Annotated in this window: 9 protein-coding genes and 5 pseudogenes; 12 read left to right on the forward strand and 2 right to left on the reverse strand. The window is 33.0% G+C overall.

Annotation, left to right across the window (positions count from 1 at the left end; translation table 11 throughout):
• Window positions 1-73: 73 nt before the first annotated feature.
• Together ACZZ95_RS15600 and ACZZ95_RS15605 are read right to left on the reverse strand one after the other, a co-directional pair.
• Window positions 74-865 (reverse strand): hypothetical protein, encoded by a 792-nt coding sequence (locus ACZZ95_RS15600; RefSeq protein WP_463469732.1) that lies wholly within the window; start codon window positions 863-865, stop codon window positions 74-76.
• A 1266-nt stretch (window positions 866-2131) separates the two neighbouring features.
• On the reverse strand, window positions 2132-2734 hold the full coding sequence (locus tag ACZZ95_RS15605; RefSeq protein WP_463469733.1) for a transposase: 603 nt from the start codon (window positions 2732-2734) through the stop codon (window positions 2132-2134).
• Window positions 2735-2900: 166 nt separating this feature from the next.
• Between ACZZ95_RS15605 and corA the strand changes: the two are divergent.
• From corA to bglX, 12 genes and pseudogenes are all read left to right on the forward strand, one after another.
• Window positions 2901-3976, forward strand: a pseudogene (gene corA / locus ACZZ95_RS15610) (magnesium/cobalt transporter CorA).
• Window positions 3977-4043: 67 nt separating this feature from the next.
• Window positions 4044-6138: pseudogene (pta, locus tag ACZZ95_RS15615) on the forward strand (phosphate acetyltransferase).
• Between the two features lie 74 nt (window positions 6139-6212).
• Window positions 6213-7398 (forward strand): annotated as a pseudogene (locus ACZZ95_RS15620) (acetate/propionate family kinase).
• Between the two features lie 100 nt (window positions 7399-7498).
• Window positions 7499-9556: a ligand-binding sensor domain-containing protein gene (locus ACZZ95_RS15625; protein ID WP_463469734.1), complete on the forward strand. Its 2058-nt coding sequence runs from the start codon at window positions 7499-7501 to the stop codon at window positions 9554-9556.
• A 46-nt stretch (window positions 9557-9602) separates the two neighbouring features.
• A complete protein-coding gene (locus ACZZ95_RS15630; protein ID WP_463469735.1) occupies window positions 9603-10244 on the forward strand; it encodes a helix-turn-helix transcriptional regulator in 642 nt (213 codons plus the stop codon).
• A gap of 244 nt (window positions 10245-10488) precedes the next feature.
• A complete protein-coding gene (locus tag ACZZ95_RS15635; protein ID WP_463469736.1) occupies window positions 10489-11280 on the forward strand; it encodes a TonB-dependent receptor plug domain-containing protein in 792 nt (263 codons plus the stop codon).
• Window positions 11252-13495: a SusC/RagA family TonB-linked outer membrane protein gene (locus tag ACZZ95_RS15640; RefSeq protein WP_463469737.1), complete on the forward strand. Its 2244-nt coding sequence runs from the start codon at window positions 11252-11254 to the stop codon at window positions 13493-13495. The genes ACZZ95_RS15635 and ACZZ95_RS15640 overlap by 29 nt, the downstream gene beginning before the upstream one ends.
• A gap of 4 nt (window positions 13496-13499) precedes the next feature.
• Window positions 13500-14963, forward strand: coding sequence for a RagB/SusD family nutrient uptake outer membrane protein (locus ACZZ95_RS15645; protein ID WP_463469738.1), 1464 nt, complete (start codon window positions 13500-13502; stop codon window positions 14961-14963).
• 69 nt (window positions 14964-15032) lie between these two features.
• A pseudogene (locus tag ACZZ95_RS15650) lies at window positions 15033-16407 on the forward strand (glucoamylase family protein).
• A gap of 6 nt (window positions 16408-16413) precedes the next feature.
• On the forward strand, window positions 16414-16905 hold the full coding sequence (locus ACZZ95_RS15655; RefSeq protein WP_463469739.1) for a carboxylesterase family protein: 492 nt from the start codon (window positions 16414-16416) through the stop codon (window positions 16903-16905).
• A complete protein-coding gene (locus tag ACZZ95_RS15660) occupies window positions 16844-17089 on the forward strand; it encodes a prolyl oligopeptidase family serine peptidase (RefSeq protein WP_463469740.1) in 246 nt (81 codons plus the stop codon). The genes ACZZ95_RS15655 and ACZZ95_RS15660 overlap by 62 nt, the downstream gene beginning before the upstream one ends.
• Before the next feature lie 51 nt (window positions 17090-17140).
• Window positions 17141-19442, forward strand: a pseudogene (gene bglX, locus ACZZ95_RS15665) (beta-glucosidase BglX).
• Window positions 19443-19505 lie beyond the last annotated feature (63 nt).

Here is a 19505-nt window from a genome sequence, read left to right on the forward strand (position 1 = left end):
ACCTGGCTGGTTAATTTATGATGTATTCGGACTTCAAAATAATATTAGACATTTATATGGACCGCTATACAAATCAACCTTTTTGGGTAGCTGATGCCTTAGATAATTGTGCCAAATATTCTTGAATTTTAGAGACTACAGTATTACAATTTTTAATAGCCGATAAATAATATAGGATTCCAACCATACTGCTTGTGGCATCAACGGTAGTTTCTACTTTTTTTAGGGTATCTGTTTCGTTGCTAACAGTCGTCATTTTTGTATAGGTTTCAACTATAGACGGTTGTGTTCTTCTCAATTCAAGTATTGCGCTATCAAGCTTAGTACCCATAACATGAAATGCCAATCCCATTTTAGTGTAAGCCTTTTTAACTTCTTCAATATTATTTGCTTTAGCGGCAGCGTCAAATTCGGTTGCTTTCTTTTGCAACGATTGTGAAAGTAATTCAGATTTTTTGACAAAAGCAGTTCCATGAGCTATCAAAGCTTCATATTTTTCCTTTGGATACACTTCGTTAAATGACGGTTCACTATTTACTTTAGTTTCCGATCCCAGATTTTCGGTAGTACTATTTTTGTTTTTTTGAAGTTCAACCGAAATATCATTGAATACTTCAAGCAAATTTTTATCTGTGGAAGTCTTGCTAATATTACTTTCAGTTAAAGTAATACTATTTGGATTAACGTAATAATCGTCTATTATGGTTTGACAGACTTTTTCAATTGATGCTAATGTCTCTAGTTTGGATTTAGTGCTCGGTGTGGTTTTATTTTTTTTAAATGTTCCATTTTGGGCATAATTCACAGTAATACAAAGGAATAGTATGTAGGTAAGTTCTTTTTTACCAACCAGTTTTAATCTCATAAGTATTTTAGTTATCGATAGATTTTTTGGGTTTTCAATTCTATAAATATATACATTATTACACTAGTGTCGACTAGAAAAGAAAATAAGTTCTTTTAAATTATTGGGAATCTGTATCTTAATAGTCATTTTTGAGCATGACGATTTGAAATGATTATTATGTTCGTAAATCAATATTATGAATATACATCAGGGTAAATATGTTTTTCTCAATTGGTTGAATTTCTTCCTCAATGTGTTTAAAGGAGGAACATGTTTTGAACCGCATATGTAAATCGGCTGGCTCCGCATTTAATTTCTTGTATTAGTAATGTTTAAAAGGTTTTATAAAATTATTTATTATTAAGGAGTTAATAAAAAAGTATAGTTCAAATTTTTATGCATTTAAAATTTGAGCGGTTTTGGATATAGTCAAATTAAGCTTTAAATTATTAGGTGTGTTGAAAAACGGGAATATAATAGAATCATATTTGCGAAAATCCTTGTATTTACTGAGATTTAGCTCTTATATGTGATTTTTAGCAAATTATCTTTTGGATGCGTTTTGATTAATTACGTCTTTTTTTAGATTCGGAAACTTTTGAGATCCAATGAGTGGACAAAACTTTAATTTAGTAGTATTTTTGCTCATTATTTTGCAGATTTATTTGTACCTTATTTGTACCATTGCTTTGTAATGTGCCGTTATATATAGGTTTGTTACTTTTGAAGAGGTAAAATAATTCTTTAGTACTAAGTAATTAGTACAAAGTATTAAGATAGGAACCGAGTCAGAAATGACTCGGTTTTTTTTATGGTTGCTTATATTAAACCCGACAGGTTTTAAAAACCTGTCGGTTTTTTTTTGCGGTTACGATTTGGATATTGTTTTATGCTGTGTATTTGGGTAACGTTAAACCCGACAGGTTTTTGAAACCTGTCGGGTTTCTTTTGCGGTTACGATTTGGATATTGTTTTGTGCGGTGTATTTGCATGACGTTAAACCCGACAGGTTTTCAAAACCTGTCGGGTTTCCTTGCGGTTACGATTTGGATATTGTTTTATGCCGTGTATTTGCGCAACGTTAAACCCGACAGGTTTTCAAAACCTGTCGGGTTTTCTTTGCGATTAATATTTAGATATTGTTTTTGTGCAGTGTATTTTGCGTAACGTTAAACCCGACAGGTTTTTTAAACCTGTCGGGTTTTCTTTGCGGTTACGATTTGGATATTGTTTTTTGTGATGTATTGCGTGACGTTAAACCTGTCGGGTTTGTTATAGATTACGTCACAGATTTAAAAACTCTTCTAGGGGAGTGAAATTTTCTTTTTGATTATGTGAAGTTTTTAAACCTTCGACATTTTTAAACAACGAAACTACTTTTTCACGTTTTAATTTAGTTGGTTTTTCGGAAATGCAAGTAAGATAAGAACTCCATGGGTATTCTATTGGGTGTTCACAGAATCCATGATTTACAGGGTTATAATGGATATATTTTATAACAGAGCGTAAATAAGTTTCATTATCTATTAGTTTTCTTTTAAAAGGTCTTTCAAATAAAGTTCCGTGTCTATTATAACCTTTATTAATTGCCTTTGTGTAAGCATTGAATAAATTGCCAAAAGATTGATGTAGGAGAATATTTTTTTTGATTTCATTTTCCTTTTGTATCTGTAAAATTTCTTCCAAGGTTTTAATTCTTACCAATAAGTGAAAATGATTTTTTAATAAACACCAAGCATATGTTTCAGCAATAGGGTCGATATGTTTGCTGTAAAGCATTAAAAAATATTCATGATTTCTATTTTCCTTGAATAAATTTTCGCTGTTAATTCCTCTATTAAAAATATGGTAATATTTTCCATATTCAAGATTTTCAATTTTATGCATTAAAGATTCTCTATGGAAACCAGACAGGTTTTAAAAACCTGTCTGGTTTGATTAAAAAAGTAGTAAAAGTACTATATTTTAAGTTGATTTAGTTTTTCACAAACTGACAATTGTCATTTCCCATTCGAATTCTTTTTCGTAATATTACTATTGTAAATTTTTTTGAATGAGAAAGATCAAATATAAGAAAGGCCGAAAGCTGCAACACATTACATTAGAGTATACGGGATCTCATAAGGAGCATGAAAGCGAAATGCGACTTTTTTGTGTATGATGATGCTGATGTAATAGAATATGATAAGTTTACGGTTCTTGCCCTTAATTCTTGTTTTGATTACACGAAAAACAATTGGCTGAACATTCATGGTCTAAATGATATTAATCTCATTAAAACAATCGGAACGCATTTTAAATTGGATGATTTTCTGCTCGCCGATATTTTAAACACGACCAAAAGAACAAAATTAGAAGAACAGCAAAATGTATTGTTCTTTAATATAAAATCATTGTCGCCTTCTGAATATTCGGATAATCTAAGTGTCGAGCAGATTAGTTTTATTTTAAAAGACGGAATGCTGATTTCTTTTCAGGAAAAGCGAAGTGATTTCTTTACACATATCCGCGAACGACTTCGAACGCATGTGGGAATTGTTAGAACTAAAAAAAGTAGATTATCTTTTATACTTGCTTTTAGATGCCGTAATGGAGAATTTTTACATTACAATTGAAGATGAAGAAGATAAGATAGAAGAATTAATCAACTTGACTAAAAAAGGGGCAGATCCAGTTATTTTAGAAAAAATAGAGAATCATCGAGATAATTTTAATTTTTTAAAGCGTTCGATTGTACCGCTTCGGGATTCATTGTATTATCTCAAAACAATAAAGGATGATGACGAAAATAACGGGCTTATTCAGAAAGAAACTTTTAATTTCTTTGTCAGACTGCATCAAAAGAGTTTAGAGCTTTTAGAGCAGATAGAATCTGATATGAGTGCTTTAGAAAGTGCATCCAATTTTTATTTTTCGGAACAAAGCCGAAAAATGAACGAGATTATGAAAACCCTTACTATAATTTCAGCCGTTTTTATTCCGCTGACCTTTATCGTTGGAGTATACGGAATGAACTTTGAAAACATGCCGGAACTCAAAACCCAAAACGGTTATTTTGTGGTTATGGGTATTATGTTTTTATTGGTTGTAGCTTTAATCATTTATTTTAAGAAAAGAAGATGGTTTTAACGTTTGTTACCGTATTAAAAGAATTGAATTGTATAAATTTGTTATTTAGAATAAATATAAATAAATCATGAGTAAAGCAATATATATAGCCACTAGTGATCACAATAGTGGTAAGTCGATTATCACGCTCGGTTTGATGAGTATCTTAATTGGTAAAACAGCCAAAGTGGGGTATTTTAGGCCTATAATTGAAGATTTTGTTGATGGTGAGGTGGACAATCATATTGAAACGGTTTTGTCTTATTTTAACCTTGATATTCAGTTTGAAGAAGCCTATGCGATTACCAAAAGCAGATTAATCAAAAAAAAGAACAAAGGTAAAATTGGAGAAGTTCTCGATTTGATTATCGAAAAATATAAGAAACTTGAAGAACGCTTTGATTTTGTTTTGGTTGAAGGAACAAGCTTTACTGGTGAAGGAACTTCTATCGAACTAGATTTGAATGTTTTAATTGCTAAGAACCTTGGAATTCCAACCATTATTATAGGTTCGGGAGTTGGTAAAACTTTAGAAGAATTAGTAGACAGTTTGTATTTGGTTTATGATTCTTTCAAAGTAAAAGAGGTGGAAGTTTTATCGGTTTTTGCCAATAAAGTGCGACCTGAGAACATAGAATTGGTTACGAAAAGTTTACAGAAAAGTTTACCGTCCAATGTTCTAATTAATACAATTCCGTTGATCTCAAGTTTAAACAATCCGACCATGCAGGAGATTGTACATGAATTGGGTGCTAAAGTACTCTTTGGAGAAAATTACCTTAATAACGAAATCGGTCATTTTAGCGTGGGCGCAATGCGACTTCATAATTATTTAGTTCATTTGAATAATAATGCGTTAGTAATCACGCCTGGAGATCGTTCGGATATCATTTTAGGCGCTTTGCAGGCAAATGAATCGGCCAATTATCCCACTATTTCGGGAATTATTCTAACAGGAAATATTGTTCCAGAAGAAAGTATTTTAAAGCTTATAGAAGGACTTTCGGCAATTGTTCCAATTATTGCTGTTGATGGCGGAACTTATCATATTACAAACAAAATAGGATCTATTAAATCTGAAATTTATGCCAACAACACACATAAAATTGAAACTTCAATAACTACTTTCGAGAAATATGTTGATAATGATGCCCTGTCAGAAAGATTAATCACTTTTGAAGCAGAAGGTATGACGCCTAAAATGTTTCAATACAACATGGTTAAAAGAGCCAAACAGCACCGAAAACATATTGTACTTCCAGAAGGAAATGATGATCGAATTATTACTGCGAGCATCAAGATTATTAGATATGGATGTGGTTGATATTTCAATTATTGGGGATAAAAAACAAATTGAAAGTAAGGTAACAGAACTTGGGATTACATTTGATTTTTCTAAAGTAAATATTATAAATCCGATAGAATCTGAGTTTTATGAGGATTATGCCAATACCTATTATGAGTCGCGAAAAGCTAAAAATGTAAGTATTACAATGGCAAGGGATTTAATGGAAGATGTTTCGTATTTCGGAACTATGATGGTGTATAAAGGTCATGCAGACGGAATGGTTTCTGGTGCGGCACATACAACGCGACATACTATTTTGCCAGCGCTCCAATTCATTAAAACCAAACCCAATTCATCTGTAGTTTCTTCTGTGTTTTTTATGTGTTTAGAAGACAGGGTTTCTGTTTTTGGAGACTGTGCCATAAATCCGAACCCAACTGCAGAACAATTGGCAGAAATCGCTATTTCATCGGCAGAATCAAGTGCAGCTTTCGGAATTGAACCAAAAATTGCCATGCTTTCTTATTCTTCAGGTTCATCAGGGAAAGGAGATGAAGTAGAAAAAGTAAGAGCCGCAACTGAAATTGTAAAACAAAAACGTCCGGACTTAAAAATTGAAGGTCCAATTCAGTACGATGCGACGGTCGATTTGAGTGTAGGAAAAAGCAAAATGCCAGACTCAGAAGTAGCAGGGCAGGCGAGTGTACTTATTTTTCCTGATTTAAATACAGGAAATAATACCTACAAAGCCGTTCAAAGAGAAACTGGAGCTTTGGCAATCGGTCCAATGTCGCAAGGTTTAAATAAGCCTGTAAACGATTTGAGCCGTGGCTGTACTGTTGATGACATCATTAATACAGTTGTTATTACAGCGATTCAGGCGCAGGGAATGTAAATCAATTAAAATTTAAATAATAAACTAAAAACCTTAGAATCCTAGCTTCTGAGAATCTTAGCAACTTAAAAAGAATGAAAATACTAATTATAAATTCAGGAAGTTCTTCAATAAAATATCAATTAATGGTTATGCCGACAAATGAAGTAATTTGCGGCGGTATGATTGATAGAATTGGTTTAGAAACTTCAAATATTACCTTTAAAACGGCTGTGAATTCTTTTGAAGAAATACTGCCAGTTCCAACTCATAAAGTAGGTTTACAAAAAGTAGCCGATATGCTTTTAGATCCTGAAACCGGAGTAATCAAAACTACTTCAGAAATTACAGCTGTTGGACATAGAGTGGTTCATGGAGGAAGTTATTTCTCTGAAACAGCTATTATTACAGAAGAAGTTAAAGAGAAAATAAAAGAACTTTCAGAATTAGCGCCTCTTCATAATCCTGCACACTTAGTGGGAATCAATGTTGCGGAAGAAATTTTTTCAGATGCAAAACAAGTTGCCGTTTTTGATACGGCTTTTCATCAGACAATTCCAGTTGAAGCGCACAAATATGCTATTCCGAATTTCTTACTGACAGAACATAAAGTTCGTGTGTATGGCTTTCATGGAACAAGTCATAAATATGTTTCAGAAAAAGCGATTAGTTATTTAGAAAAGAATTCTAAAATTATTACCATTCACTTAGGAAATGGTCGCAGTATGACTGCGATTAAAGACGGAAAAAGTATCGATACCACGATGGGTTTTTCACCTTCAAATGGTTTAATTATGGGAACTCGCGCAGGTGATATTGATCAATCTGTTATTTTTTATATGGTAAAAAACCTAGGTTATACACCAGATGAGGTAAATTCTATTTTACTAAAACAAAGCGGAATGCTTGGTTTAACAGGTTACAGCGATCTTCGTGATATCGAATCAAAAGCGGAGGAAGGAAATAAAGACTGTGAACTTGCTTTATTGATGAATGCTTACAGAATTAGAAAAACTATTGGTGCTTACGCAAGCGACTTTAAACGGATTAGATGCTATTGTTTTTACAGCTGGAATTGGTGAAAATTCTTCATTTATGCGCAATTTAATCTGCACAGATATGGATTATTTCGGAATTCAAATTGATACAGCTAAGAATCAAATCCGCTCTAAAGAATTGAGAGAAATAAATACTGCAGATTCGACTGTAAAGATTTTAGTTGTACCAACAGATGAAGAGTATGAAATCGCAAATCAGGTTTATCAGTTATTAGAGAATTAAAACTCGAAATAAATACTAAAAAAGCTTCTCAAGTGAGAAGCTTTTTTTACGCCTAAAAATTAATTTTTTGTCAGTATCTTTGAAATAAAATCAGAATATCTTGAAATCGATACTTTTAAAATCAGTTTTCTTCTTTTTCATCGCTTTACAACTTCAAGCACAAGAATTACTTCCTTTCGTAGAAAATTACAGCAAGTCAGATTATCAGGGTGATAATCAAATCTGGAATGTAGCGCAAGGTAAAGATGATGCGATGTATTTTGCTAATAATCACTATTTGCTTCGTTACGATGGAGTAAAATGGGAAAAATATACGCTTCCAAACAAAACCATTATTCGATCTATTTTAATTGAAGGAGATAAAATCTATTCGGGTTCTTATAAAGAGTTTGGTTATTGGTATCGAAAAGATGGAACAATGCATTATGTTTCGATTACTAAAAACCTGAAATTATTTGATGAAAAAGATAACGAAGAGATTTGGAAAATTTTTAGGTTTAACGGCTCGCTTTACTTTCAGTCATTCAATGACGTTTTTATTTATAACGGAAAAACGATCAAGAAAATTAAATTTCCTTTTCTTATTTCGTATTGTTTTGCTGTGGATAATAATTTATATGTCGCATCTGTTAAGGACGGAATTTTTAAAATGAATGGTAAATATATTTCTAATCCAAAAGGATGGAACATTTTAAAAAAGACAGTTGTTCATGCCATAGAAAAGTATCACAATAAAACCTACATATTTACACAGAAAAAAGGTGTTTTTGTTGCTGATGATGATGGTTTAAAAACGTGGGAAAATCCAATCAACGAAACTTTAAAATCGGCTACAATTAACGTGGCAAAATTTATAAAAGGAGAAAAATTAGTTGTTGGAACTGGAAATAGAGGAATTTTTATTTTAGATTTAAAAAACAATTCCTATAAAAACATTGAACGCGACAATGTTCTAATGAATAATTCGATTTTAAGTTTAGGATTCGATAAAGAAAATGATCTGTGGCTCGGTTTGGATAATGGAATTGCTCATGTTGAAGTAAATTCTCCAATATCGTTCTTTTACGATAATTCTGGAATCTTAGGATCGGTGTATGCGGTTGCGACAATCAATAAAGGCTATTTAATTGCTTCCAATCACGGTATTTTCGAATATAGTTCAGGAAAATTCAATATGATTCCCAACACACAAGGACAGGCATGGAATATTTCTTTAATAGACGGAAAATATATTATTGGACATAATGATGGAACTTTCTCCTATGAAAGTAACGCTTTAACAAAAATAAATGGAGTAAGCGGCGGTTGGAATATGTCTAAAAGCAGTATAAATGACACTTATTTTCAGTCAACATACAGCGGTATTTTGGTTTATGATGATCCGTCCAATCTTTCTAAGTATAAAATCATTAAAGATCTTGCGAAGCCTATTAAATATGTTGCGCAAAATAAAAAGAATGAAATTTGGGCAACTGATAACTATCGTGGTTTATACCGAGTTTTATTAGACGACAATTACAATACTCTAAAGGTCGAAAATGTCACCCAGCAGAGCAAAATACAAAATGATTTCGGAATCAAAATTTTTGAATTTAGAAAAGAAATACTCTTTCTCATCAATAACACTTGGTATACTTATAATTCTATTTCCAATAAATTGGAAGAAAACCAACTGTTTAATGCTAGTTTTAAAAATGTAACCGATGTTGTTTCTATAGATGAAGATCATTTTATGGTTTTGCAAAATGGAATTTTATATCATATTTATGCCGAAGGAAATAAATTTATCTGGAATATCATTCAGGAAAAATATTATAAAGGAAAGCTGATAAATGAAAACCTAAGAATCTTTAAAAAAGATAATTATTACTTATTTAACCTGGATGACGGATTTATTTCGCTTAATCTCCAATATGAAAACAAACAAAATTCGAAAGTTGAAATTGAAGCTTTCAGTAATGATCTTTTAATTCCCAATCAATCCAAAATTAAATTCAATACCGAATTAAAAATAAATGTCATTTCGGGAATTTACGGAGGAAGTAAACCCAATTTATTTTATAAGCTGGATAACGAAAAAGATTTTATTCCAATTTCGGACGGATTAATTATTTTAAATAATTTAAGCGGCTGGTTACCATTCTGTAGAAATATTTAAACACGACGGAGCAACTTATGATAAAGTTTCTTTTTACAAATTTAAAGTGGCGGAACCGTGGTATTTCTCTTTTTGGATGATCCTCTTGTATCTGCTTGTGGTTGGGGCGGTTTTATTTTTCTATTATAAATGGAATAAACTGCGTTACATGCAAAAACTAAAATTGCAGGCCGAAGAACTAAAGCATCAAAGGGAGATTCTTGAGATGGAGCTGAAAAAAGAAAATGAGCTTAATCTTCAAGAATATGAAAAACATATTTTAGAACTCGAGCTTCAGACAAAATCTTCTGAGGTTGCTGGAAAATCATTATCAATTGCCAAGCAAACAGAGATGATTGATAAAATTCAGGATATTTTAGATAAAGAAAAAGATTTCAGCAAGCTGAAGAGCGAAATCAAAAAAGCAATTAAAATTAATGAGGTTAATAAACACGAATGGGAAACATTTGAAACCAATTTGAATCAAATCCATAATGAGTTTATTATAAACCTTTCTAAGAAATATCCACACCTTACCCCAAAAGATATAAAACTGTGCGTTTATCTTAAAATGAACCTTTCTTCAAAGGAAATTGCACCTATGATGAACATCTCTTTTCGAGGTGTTGAATTGCACAGATACCGCCTTAGAAAGAAATTAAACCTTACTCAGGATGAAAACCTCTCAAAGTTTTTATTAAGTCTGTAAGATTTGATTTTGTTTTTTACGGAATTTATATTTTTACATACCTATTTTTACAGAATTCCAATACATCATTACTACATCATAACGTAATGTTAACGAAATTAATTTAACATTTATTATACTGATTATCATTAGTATATACTGAAAATTTAACATAATGATGTAGCTGTGTTGTAGTGTCATTTGATGTACTACAACGTTGTAATTGTTTAATTTGGCTCTACTAACTTAAACGATTACGTACTGTATGAAAAATTTTATTTTTAGCTTTTTAGCACTCTTGTTGTCGCCATCATATATGATGGGACAGGCACAAGCAATTAAAGGGAAGGTAGTAGACAGTAGTGGAATGGGAGTTCCGGGTGCAATTATTAGTGCTCCAGAATCCAAAGCCTCTGCTGATGCTGATTTCGACGGTAATTTTACCATTAATGCTAAAGTTGGAGAAACTATAAAAATCTCTATGCTTGGTTTTGATGCAGTTTCTGTGCCGGCAACTGCGGGAATGATGTCTATAACTTTAAAAGAGTCAGGTGATACTGCACTTAAAGAAGTAGTTGTTATTGGTTATGGTACCAGAAAGAAAATTGATAATACTTCTGCTGTAAGCTCATTAAAGTCAGAAGAAATTACCAAAATGAAGGTGTCAAATGCAACTCAAGCTATTCAAGGTAAGGCGACTGGGGTTCAGGTAACTGCTTCAAACACTCCTGGAGGAACACCTTCTGTTGTTATTAGAGGGGTTGGAACCGCATTAGGAGGAAGAAATCCTTTATATGTTGTTGATGGTATGCCAACGGATAATATCAATAATATTAATACAAATGACATTACTTCTTATGAAGTTTTGAAAGATGCTTCTGCACTTGCTATTTATGGTACAAGGGGTGCAAATGGAGTTATCATGATTACCACAAAAGCAGGAAAAGGAAAACTTACTGTAGATATTGATAGTTACAGTGGTTTTAAAACTGCTTTGAAAAAAGTAAAAATGGCAAACAGCGAGGAATTTGCTCGTTATAGTAATGCTTGCTTTTAACGATCCAAATAAATTCTCTTTAAATCAGCCAGTTAATACAAATTGGTATGATGCAATTACAAGAACAGGTACATTTTCAGAAAATAACATTGCTATCTCTGGATCATCAGAAAGTGTTAAGTATTTTTTAAGTGTCGCAAATTACGAAGAGAAAGGAATTTTGAATGGAACGGATTATTCTCGTACTTCTATTAGAAATAATAATGAGTATAAAATTTCAGACAAACTTAAATTAAGTCAAAATTTCAGTGTTACTTCTATTAAAAACACACCGAAACCATTATCTGCATTTACTACAGCTTACAGACAATCGCCAATAATTCCTGTTCGTTTTGCTGACGGAAAATATGGTGTTCCATTTGTTAATAATGGAGTAGCAACTGAAACAGGTTCACAATTTAATTCAGTTGGAAATCCTGTAAGTGCTGTAGATTATAATGACGAAAAACAGCAGACGGTTATTCTTCAAGGAGGTTTAAAATTAGATTATGATATTACAAAATCATTAAAATTTACATCACAATTTAACGGAGAATTTTATACTTACAAGCAATACAATTACGTAGATAATCTGGCTCTATGGTTAGTCGCAGACCCAAACAGAGTTGCATCAGCTTATGATACAAGCAGTTTAAATACAAATACTTTAACTAGAAATAGAGATCAATACTTCAACTGGAATTTATCTAACTATTTCACTTATAATAAAGTATTTGCAGAAATTCACGATGTAGAAGTTACAGCAGGTATAGAAACGAATGTAATTGGTACAAGAGAAAAATTAACAGTTACCAGAAAAAATGTAGAAGCTAATTCTAATTATTGGGCATTAGACAATGTTCAATATGCGCCAAGTGTTGTAGGATATAATGATGTAGCATTAAGCCAAAGAAAATTATCATCTTATTTTGCTCGTTTCCAATATAAATTAATGGATAAATATTTATTGACAGGAACTGTGAGACGTGATGGATCATCTCAATTTTCTGACGGAAATCGTTGGGGAACATTCCCATCATTAGGAGCTGGATGGATCGTATCTAAAGAAGACTTTTTGAAAGATTCAAAAACAATTAATTTATTAAAAATTAGAGGTTCTTGGGGAAAATTAGGAAATCAAAATGTTCCATTAAATAATCAAACATTTACATCAGGCTTAAATTATGGACCAGATTCAGGTCAGGGAATCAGTGTAGATTCATCTATTGACCCTAATTTATCTTGGGAAGTTGTAGAGGAACTTTCTGCAGGTTTTGATGTGGAATTATTTAATAACAGATTAAAAGGATCATTTGATGTTTATGATAAAAACACTGATAATGCAATTTTATATGTAATTCCGCTTTCAACTTCAGGATTAACACAAAGAACTGCTACGCATGTTGGTGAAGTTTCTAACAAAGGTTACGAGATTTCTTTGCGTTGGGATGATAAAATTAATGATGATTTAAGCTATTGGGTAGGTGGTAACTTTTCTCATAATCAAAATAAATTATCAAGTTTAAATAATCCATCAATTGCACAGATTGTTGGAGGTAATTTAGGAAATGGACAAAACACCAAATTATTATATGATACATCAGTAGGACAGCCATTAGGTAGTTTCTTCATGTATGAATATGCGGGAGTAGATCCTGTAAATGGTCAAATGTTGTACTATAATGCTAGTGGAGACAAAGTTGCTCAAGGAGCATTAAATGAGGTTAATGATAAAAAATATGTTGGATCGGTTCTTCCAACTTTAAATTACGGTGTTACTTTAGGTTTGAACTATAAAAACATTGATTTCTCTGTTGACGGTTATGGAACAGGAGGAGCAAAAGTTTATAATGGTAAAAAAGCACAGCGTTTTTCAGGTGAAAATATAGAAGCTTCTTTAACTAGAGATTTCTGGACTCCAACTAATACCACAGCTTCAAATCCAGCACCATTTAATTACGTTCCAGTTGCTTCAACTTATTACTTAGAATCAGCAGATTTCTTTAGAATTAACAACATTACTGTAGGATACAAACTTCCTTTAAAAGAAGATGGTTTTATCAGTTTCTGTAGACTTTATGTAAATGCGGTTAATCCGTTTATTACTCAGAAATTCTCAGGATTTTCACCAGAAGCTCTAGGAGACGGTGAATTAGTAACAGGTACTCAAGGTGTTGAGCTTGATGCTTACCCTTCATTGAGATCATTTGTTATTGGAGCTAATTTAAAATTTTAATATTATGAAAAGACTTTATATATCACTTTTACTTACTGGACTTTTCTTTTCAGGATGTTCAGATGATTTTTTAGATGTGGATCAAACGGATAAAATCCCCGTTGATGTCGAATATCTTAATACAGATACTAAAGCCACTGAATTGGTTACATCTATCTACAACCAATTTTTATCTTGGGACATGTCATCTTTTGGATGGAATGCTGTTACAAGTATAATCTCAGATGATGCTGATAAAGGTTCTGACCCTGGAGATACAGGAACAGATAAAGACGTTATTGATGCTTTGACTTACAATGCTTCAACTCCATCATTTGAAAGTGTTTGGAAAGCAAATTATGCAGGAATAAACAGATGTAATCAAGCATTAACATACCTTCCTCAACTCGATAAAGTTACGCCAGCATTAAAAAATAGATTAATTGGTGAAGCTAAATTTATGAGAGCTTTCATGTATTTTACTTTAGTAAAAGGTTATGGAGGTGTTCCAATTGTTGACCGTTTAGCAAATACACCATTATCTGAAGAAGATAAAGTAATGCAGTTAACGCGTAAAACAGCCGCAGAGGTATATACTTTTATTGAAAAAGATTTAGCTGAGGCAACTGAATTATTGCCTGAGAAATCGACTTATTCTGGTAACGATAAAGAAAGAGTTTCTAAAGGTTCAGCTTATGCATTACTTGCAAAAGTTAGTTTATACCAAAAGAAATGGCAGGAAGTAATTGATAACTGTGATAAAGTAACAGGTTATTCTTTAGTTTCAGATTATTCTTTACAGTTTAAAAAAGACGGAGAGTTTGGTTCTGAATCTATTTTTGAAATTAATGGTGTTGGTTCACCAACTTCAGATTTAAAATTAGGAATTGGTAATTATACTGTTTCTCAAGCGCCTAGAGGTGCTGGAGGATGGGGATGGGGTTTCAATACACCATCACAAGGTTTAGCTGATGCTTATGAAGCAGGTGACGTTAGAAGAGCGACTACAATTATTTTTAGAGGATCAGTTTTATATGACGGACGTGTAGTTGCATCAACGGTAACCAATCCAATGTATAATTACAAAGCATACTCATCTGATTTTTACAATGTAGAATTTACAGATACTAACCTTAGATATTTAAGATATGCTGAAGTTTTATTAATGAAAGCAGAAGCTTTAAATGAGTTAGGACAAACTGGCGCGACTACTCCATTATTAAATCAAGTAAGACACAGAGCTAACTTAGGAGATACTCCTGCTGTTTCTCAAGCGACTGTTAGAACTGCTATCTGGAAAGAAAGAAGAGTAGAATTAGCTTTTGAACATGACAGATGGTTTGATATTGTTAGAACTGGTCAGGCTCCTGCTGCAATGGTCGCTGATGGAAAAACATTTGTAGTTGGTAAACATGAATTATTTCCAATACCTACATTTTTTATCAGAGAATCAGTTGGATACTCAACTCAAAACCCTGGTGGTTATTAATTAATATTTTAAAATCACTTCCTTCAAACTCTGAAGGAAGTGATTATTATTAAATTTTAAATTTTTATAATGATTAGAATTTCAGTTTTATTATTAGTTTTTAGCTTTTTTGGTTGCGGATCTAATTCCGAAAAATCAAAAGAAAATGAAGGAGAAAATACTGCAACTGTAAAATTAACAGATGAACAGCTTTTGGATGCTGTTCAAAAACAAACTTTTAAATACTTCTGGGATTACGCAGAGCCCAATTCTGGATTAGCCAGAGAACGTTACCATCCAGATGGAAATTATCCTGAAAATGATTCGAATATTGTTACAACAGGCGGTTCTGGTTTTGGTTTAATGGCATTGGTTTCTGGAATGTCTCAAGGTTACATTACCAAAGAACAAGGTGTAGAAAGACTAAACAAAATTGCAGACTTTTTAGGCAAGGCAGAGCGTTTTCATGGAGCATGGTCGCACTGGATCGACGGAAATACAGGAAAAGTAAAACCTTTTGGAACCAAGGATAATGGCGGCGATTTAGTCGAAACTTCATTTTTGGTTGCGGGAATGATTACAGTTCGTGAATATCTTAAAGATGGTTCTGAAAATGAAAAAGCTGTCGCTCAAAAATTCGATGCACTTTGGAAAGGCGTGGAGTGGAATTGGTACACTAATAATAAAAACGTTTTATACTGGCATTGGTCGCCTAACTACGCATGGCAAATGAATTTCCCATTACAAGGATATAACGAATGTTTAATCACTTACGTAATGGCAAGCATCTTCGCCAACACATACAATAGATGCAAAAGCCTATCATGAAGGCTGGGCAAGAAGCGACGACATCGTTTCTGCTAAAACAAAATATAACATTCCTCTAATTTTAAAACATAACGGTGCAGAAGAATTTGGCGGGCCTTTATTCTGGGCGCATTATTCGTATGTTGGTTTAGATCCAAATCAGTTAACAGATAAATATGCTAATTACTGGGATTTAAACGTAAATCAGACAAAAATAAATTATCAATATTGTGTTGAGAATCCAAACAAGGTTGAGGGATATGGTGCTGATTATTGGGGACTAACAGCATCATATTCCAGAAACCCTGATGGCTCTGTGGGATATAATGCACATATGCCAAGCAATGATCAAGGTGTTATTTCGCCAACTGCGGCAATAAGTTCAATTGTATATACTCCAAAAGAATCTATGGCTGTAATTCGTAATCTATACGACAATCACAAAGAAGAAACTTGGGGAAATGCAGGATTTTATGATGCCCTTAGTTTACAAAATAAATGGGTGGCAAAACGCTATTTAGCAATAGATCAGGGACCAGAAGTAGTAATGATTGAAAACTACAGAACGGGTTTATTGTGGAAATTATTTATGAATGCACCTGAAGTAAAACAAGGTTTAACCAAACTTGGATTTAAGTCTGGGAAATACGGGATATAAAACAGCATGAATTATAAATTAGTTTTTTTATCCCTGCTGTTTTCAGCATTTGGTTATAGCCAAAGTGAAACTACTGGAAAGATTAATACAGTCATAATGGCAAAGTATGAATTGGGTTATGTTTTACATCGTCCGGCTAATACAAAAGAAAAAAAGCCTTTAATAGTTTTTATCTCTGGAGATGGTGAAAAAGGAACAGATCTCGAAAAGGTTAAAATTAACGGGCCATTAAAATATTTGAAAACACATCAATTAGATGCTTACGTTCTGGCTCCGCAATGTAAAGAAGATGAAAACTGGGATATAGAATCCATTTATCAGCTGATTGTAAAAATCCAGAAAGAAAATAAAATTGATTCAGAAAGAATATATGTTACTGGTTTGAGCTCAGGAGGCTGGGCTTCGTGGAATTTGGCTTTTGCACATCCGGATCTATTTGCAAGCAAACGTACCTGTCGCTGGCTTTGTAGATTTAATTCAGTTAGAGCACGCTTGTGAAATAGCCAATATTCCAACCAGAATTTACCACGGATTATTAGATGATGTTGTAAATGTTAATTATGCGATAACGATTTACAAAGAATTAAAAAAATGCAATGCCAAAGATGTGAAGCTGACCATTTTTGATGACGCAAATCACGACAGCTGGACAAGAGTTTATGATAATGCTCGCAATTTATGAGTGGATGTTGCAAGCAGAAAAAAACAAATACAAACAAATAAATTAAATAGAATGAAAAACAAATTAGTCTTACTTTTTTTAGGATGTGCTGTTTTGGGTTACGCTCAAAAAAAGAACACTAAAAATACAGTGAAAATTAAACCAAAGTCTGAATTTGTGGCGGAGTTAATGTCAAAAATGACTTTAGACGAGAAATTGGGTCAGTTAAACTTGCCTACATCTGGTGATATCACTACAGGGCAGGCAAACAGCTCAAATGTGGCAAAAAACATTGCAGAGGGTAAAGTGGGCGGTTTGTTTAATATAAAATCAGTTCAAAAAATTAAAGAAGTACAAAAAATTGCTGTTGAAAAAAGCCGTTTGAAAATTCCATTACTTTTTGGTATGGACGTTATACACGGTTACGAAACAACATTTCCAATTCCGTTAGGATTGTCTTGTACTTGGGATATGGCATTAATTGAAAGAAGTGCACAAATAGCGAGCAAAAGAGGCAAGTGCAGACGGAATTAACTGGACATTCTCTCCAATGGTTGACGTTTCGCGCGACCCTCGCTGGGGAAGAGTTTCTGAAGGTTCAGGAGAAGACCCATATTTAGGAAGCCAAATTGCAAAAGCAATGGTAAATGGATACCAACAACACGATCTTTCTAAAAACAATTCAATTTTAGCTTGTGTAAAACACTTTGCATTATACGGTGCACCAGAAGGTGGACGTGATTACAATACGGTAGACATGAGCCATATCAGAATGTTTAACGACTATTTCCCGCCTTATAAAGCGACTGTTGATGCTGGAGTAGGTTCGGTTATGGCATCTTTCAATGAAATTGACGGAATTCCAGCAACTGGAAACAAATGGCTAATGACAGATGTTTTAAGAAAACAATGGGGTTTCAAAGGTTTTGTGGTAACCGATTTTACGGGAATTCCTGAAATGATCGAACACGGAATGGGAGATTTACAGCAAGTTTCGGCTTTGTCTTTAAATGCTGGTGTTGAAATGGATATGGTTGGAGAAGGTTTCTTAGGAACGCTGAAAAAATCTTTAGATGAAGGAAAAGTAAAAATCGAAACAATCGATAATGCTGTAAAACTTATTTTAGAAGCAAAATATGATTTAGGATTGTTCCAAGATCCATATAAATATTGTGATGAAAAAAGAGCTAAAACTGAAATCTTCACAACAGACAGCAGAAAAGAAGCACGTCAAATTGCCTCTCAATCATTGGTTTTATTAAAAAACCAAAACCAATTATTACCGCTTAAAAAGTCAGGAACTATTGGTTTAATCGGACCATTAGCAGATGCTAAAGAAAATATGCCAGGAACTTGGAGTGTGGCTACTAAAATGGAAAATGCTGTTTCATTATTAGCAGGAATCAAAGAAGTTGCAGGATCAGGAACTAAAGTTTTATATGCTAAAGGAAGTAACTTAGATTACGATGAAACTTTTGAAACTAACGCAACAATGTTTGGAAAAACATTACACCGCGATGCGCGTTCAAAAGAAGAATTATTGGCAGAAGCTTTAAAAGTGGCTCAGCAATCTGATGTAATTGTAGCGGCACTTGGAGAATCTGCAGAAATGAGCGGAGAATCTAGCGACCGTACGAACTTGGAAATTCCACAAGCACAAAAAGATTTATTAAACGCTTTATTAAAAACAGGAAAACCAGTTGTTTTAGTTTTATTTGACGGTCGTCCATTAGTGATTACAGATGAAGAAAAAACAGTTCCAGCAATTTTAAATGCTTGGTTTGCGGGTACAGAAGCAGGTTATGCAATTGCTGATGTTTTATTTGGAGATGTAAACCCTTCAGGAAAATTAACTTCAACTTTCCCAAGAAGCGTTGGACAGTTACCAATTTATTACGCACACAAAAATACAGGAAGACCGCTTTCTAATTCTGAAGGGAAATTCGAAAAATTCAGATCAAACTATATTGACGAAAGAAACGAACCTTTATTCCCATTCGGATTTGGTTTAAGTTACACGACTTTTGATTATTCAAACTTGAAAATTTCTTCTGATAAAATGAACTATAGCGGTAAATTAAAAGTAACGGTTGATGTAACAAATACTGGAAATTTTGACGGAAAAGAAACAGTTCAATTATACATTAGAGATTTAGTTGGTTCAGTAACAAGACCAGTTAGAGAATTGAAAGGTTTCCAAAAAATAGCACTTAAAAAAGGTGAAAAACAAACAGTAAGTTTTGATATTACTGTTGAAGATTTAAAATTTTATAACTCTGATTTACAATTCACAGCAGAGCCTGGGCAGTTTGATATCTTCATTGGAGGTAATTCAAATGCCGATAAGAAAGTTAGTTTTGAGTTAACTAAATAGTTGGTTTATTGATTAGTAATTAGCCCTTCGCGTTTGGTTAGCGAAGGGCTTTTTTTTAAAATC

Source organism: Flavobacterium sp. AC267, from assembly GCF_979258715.1.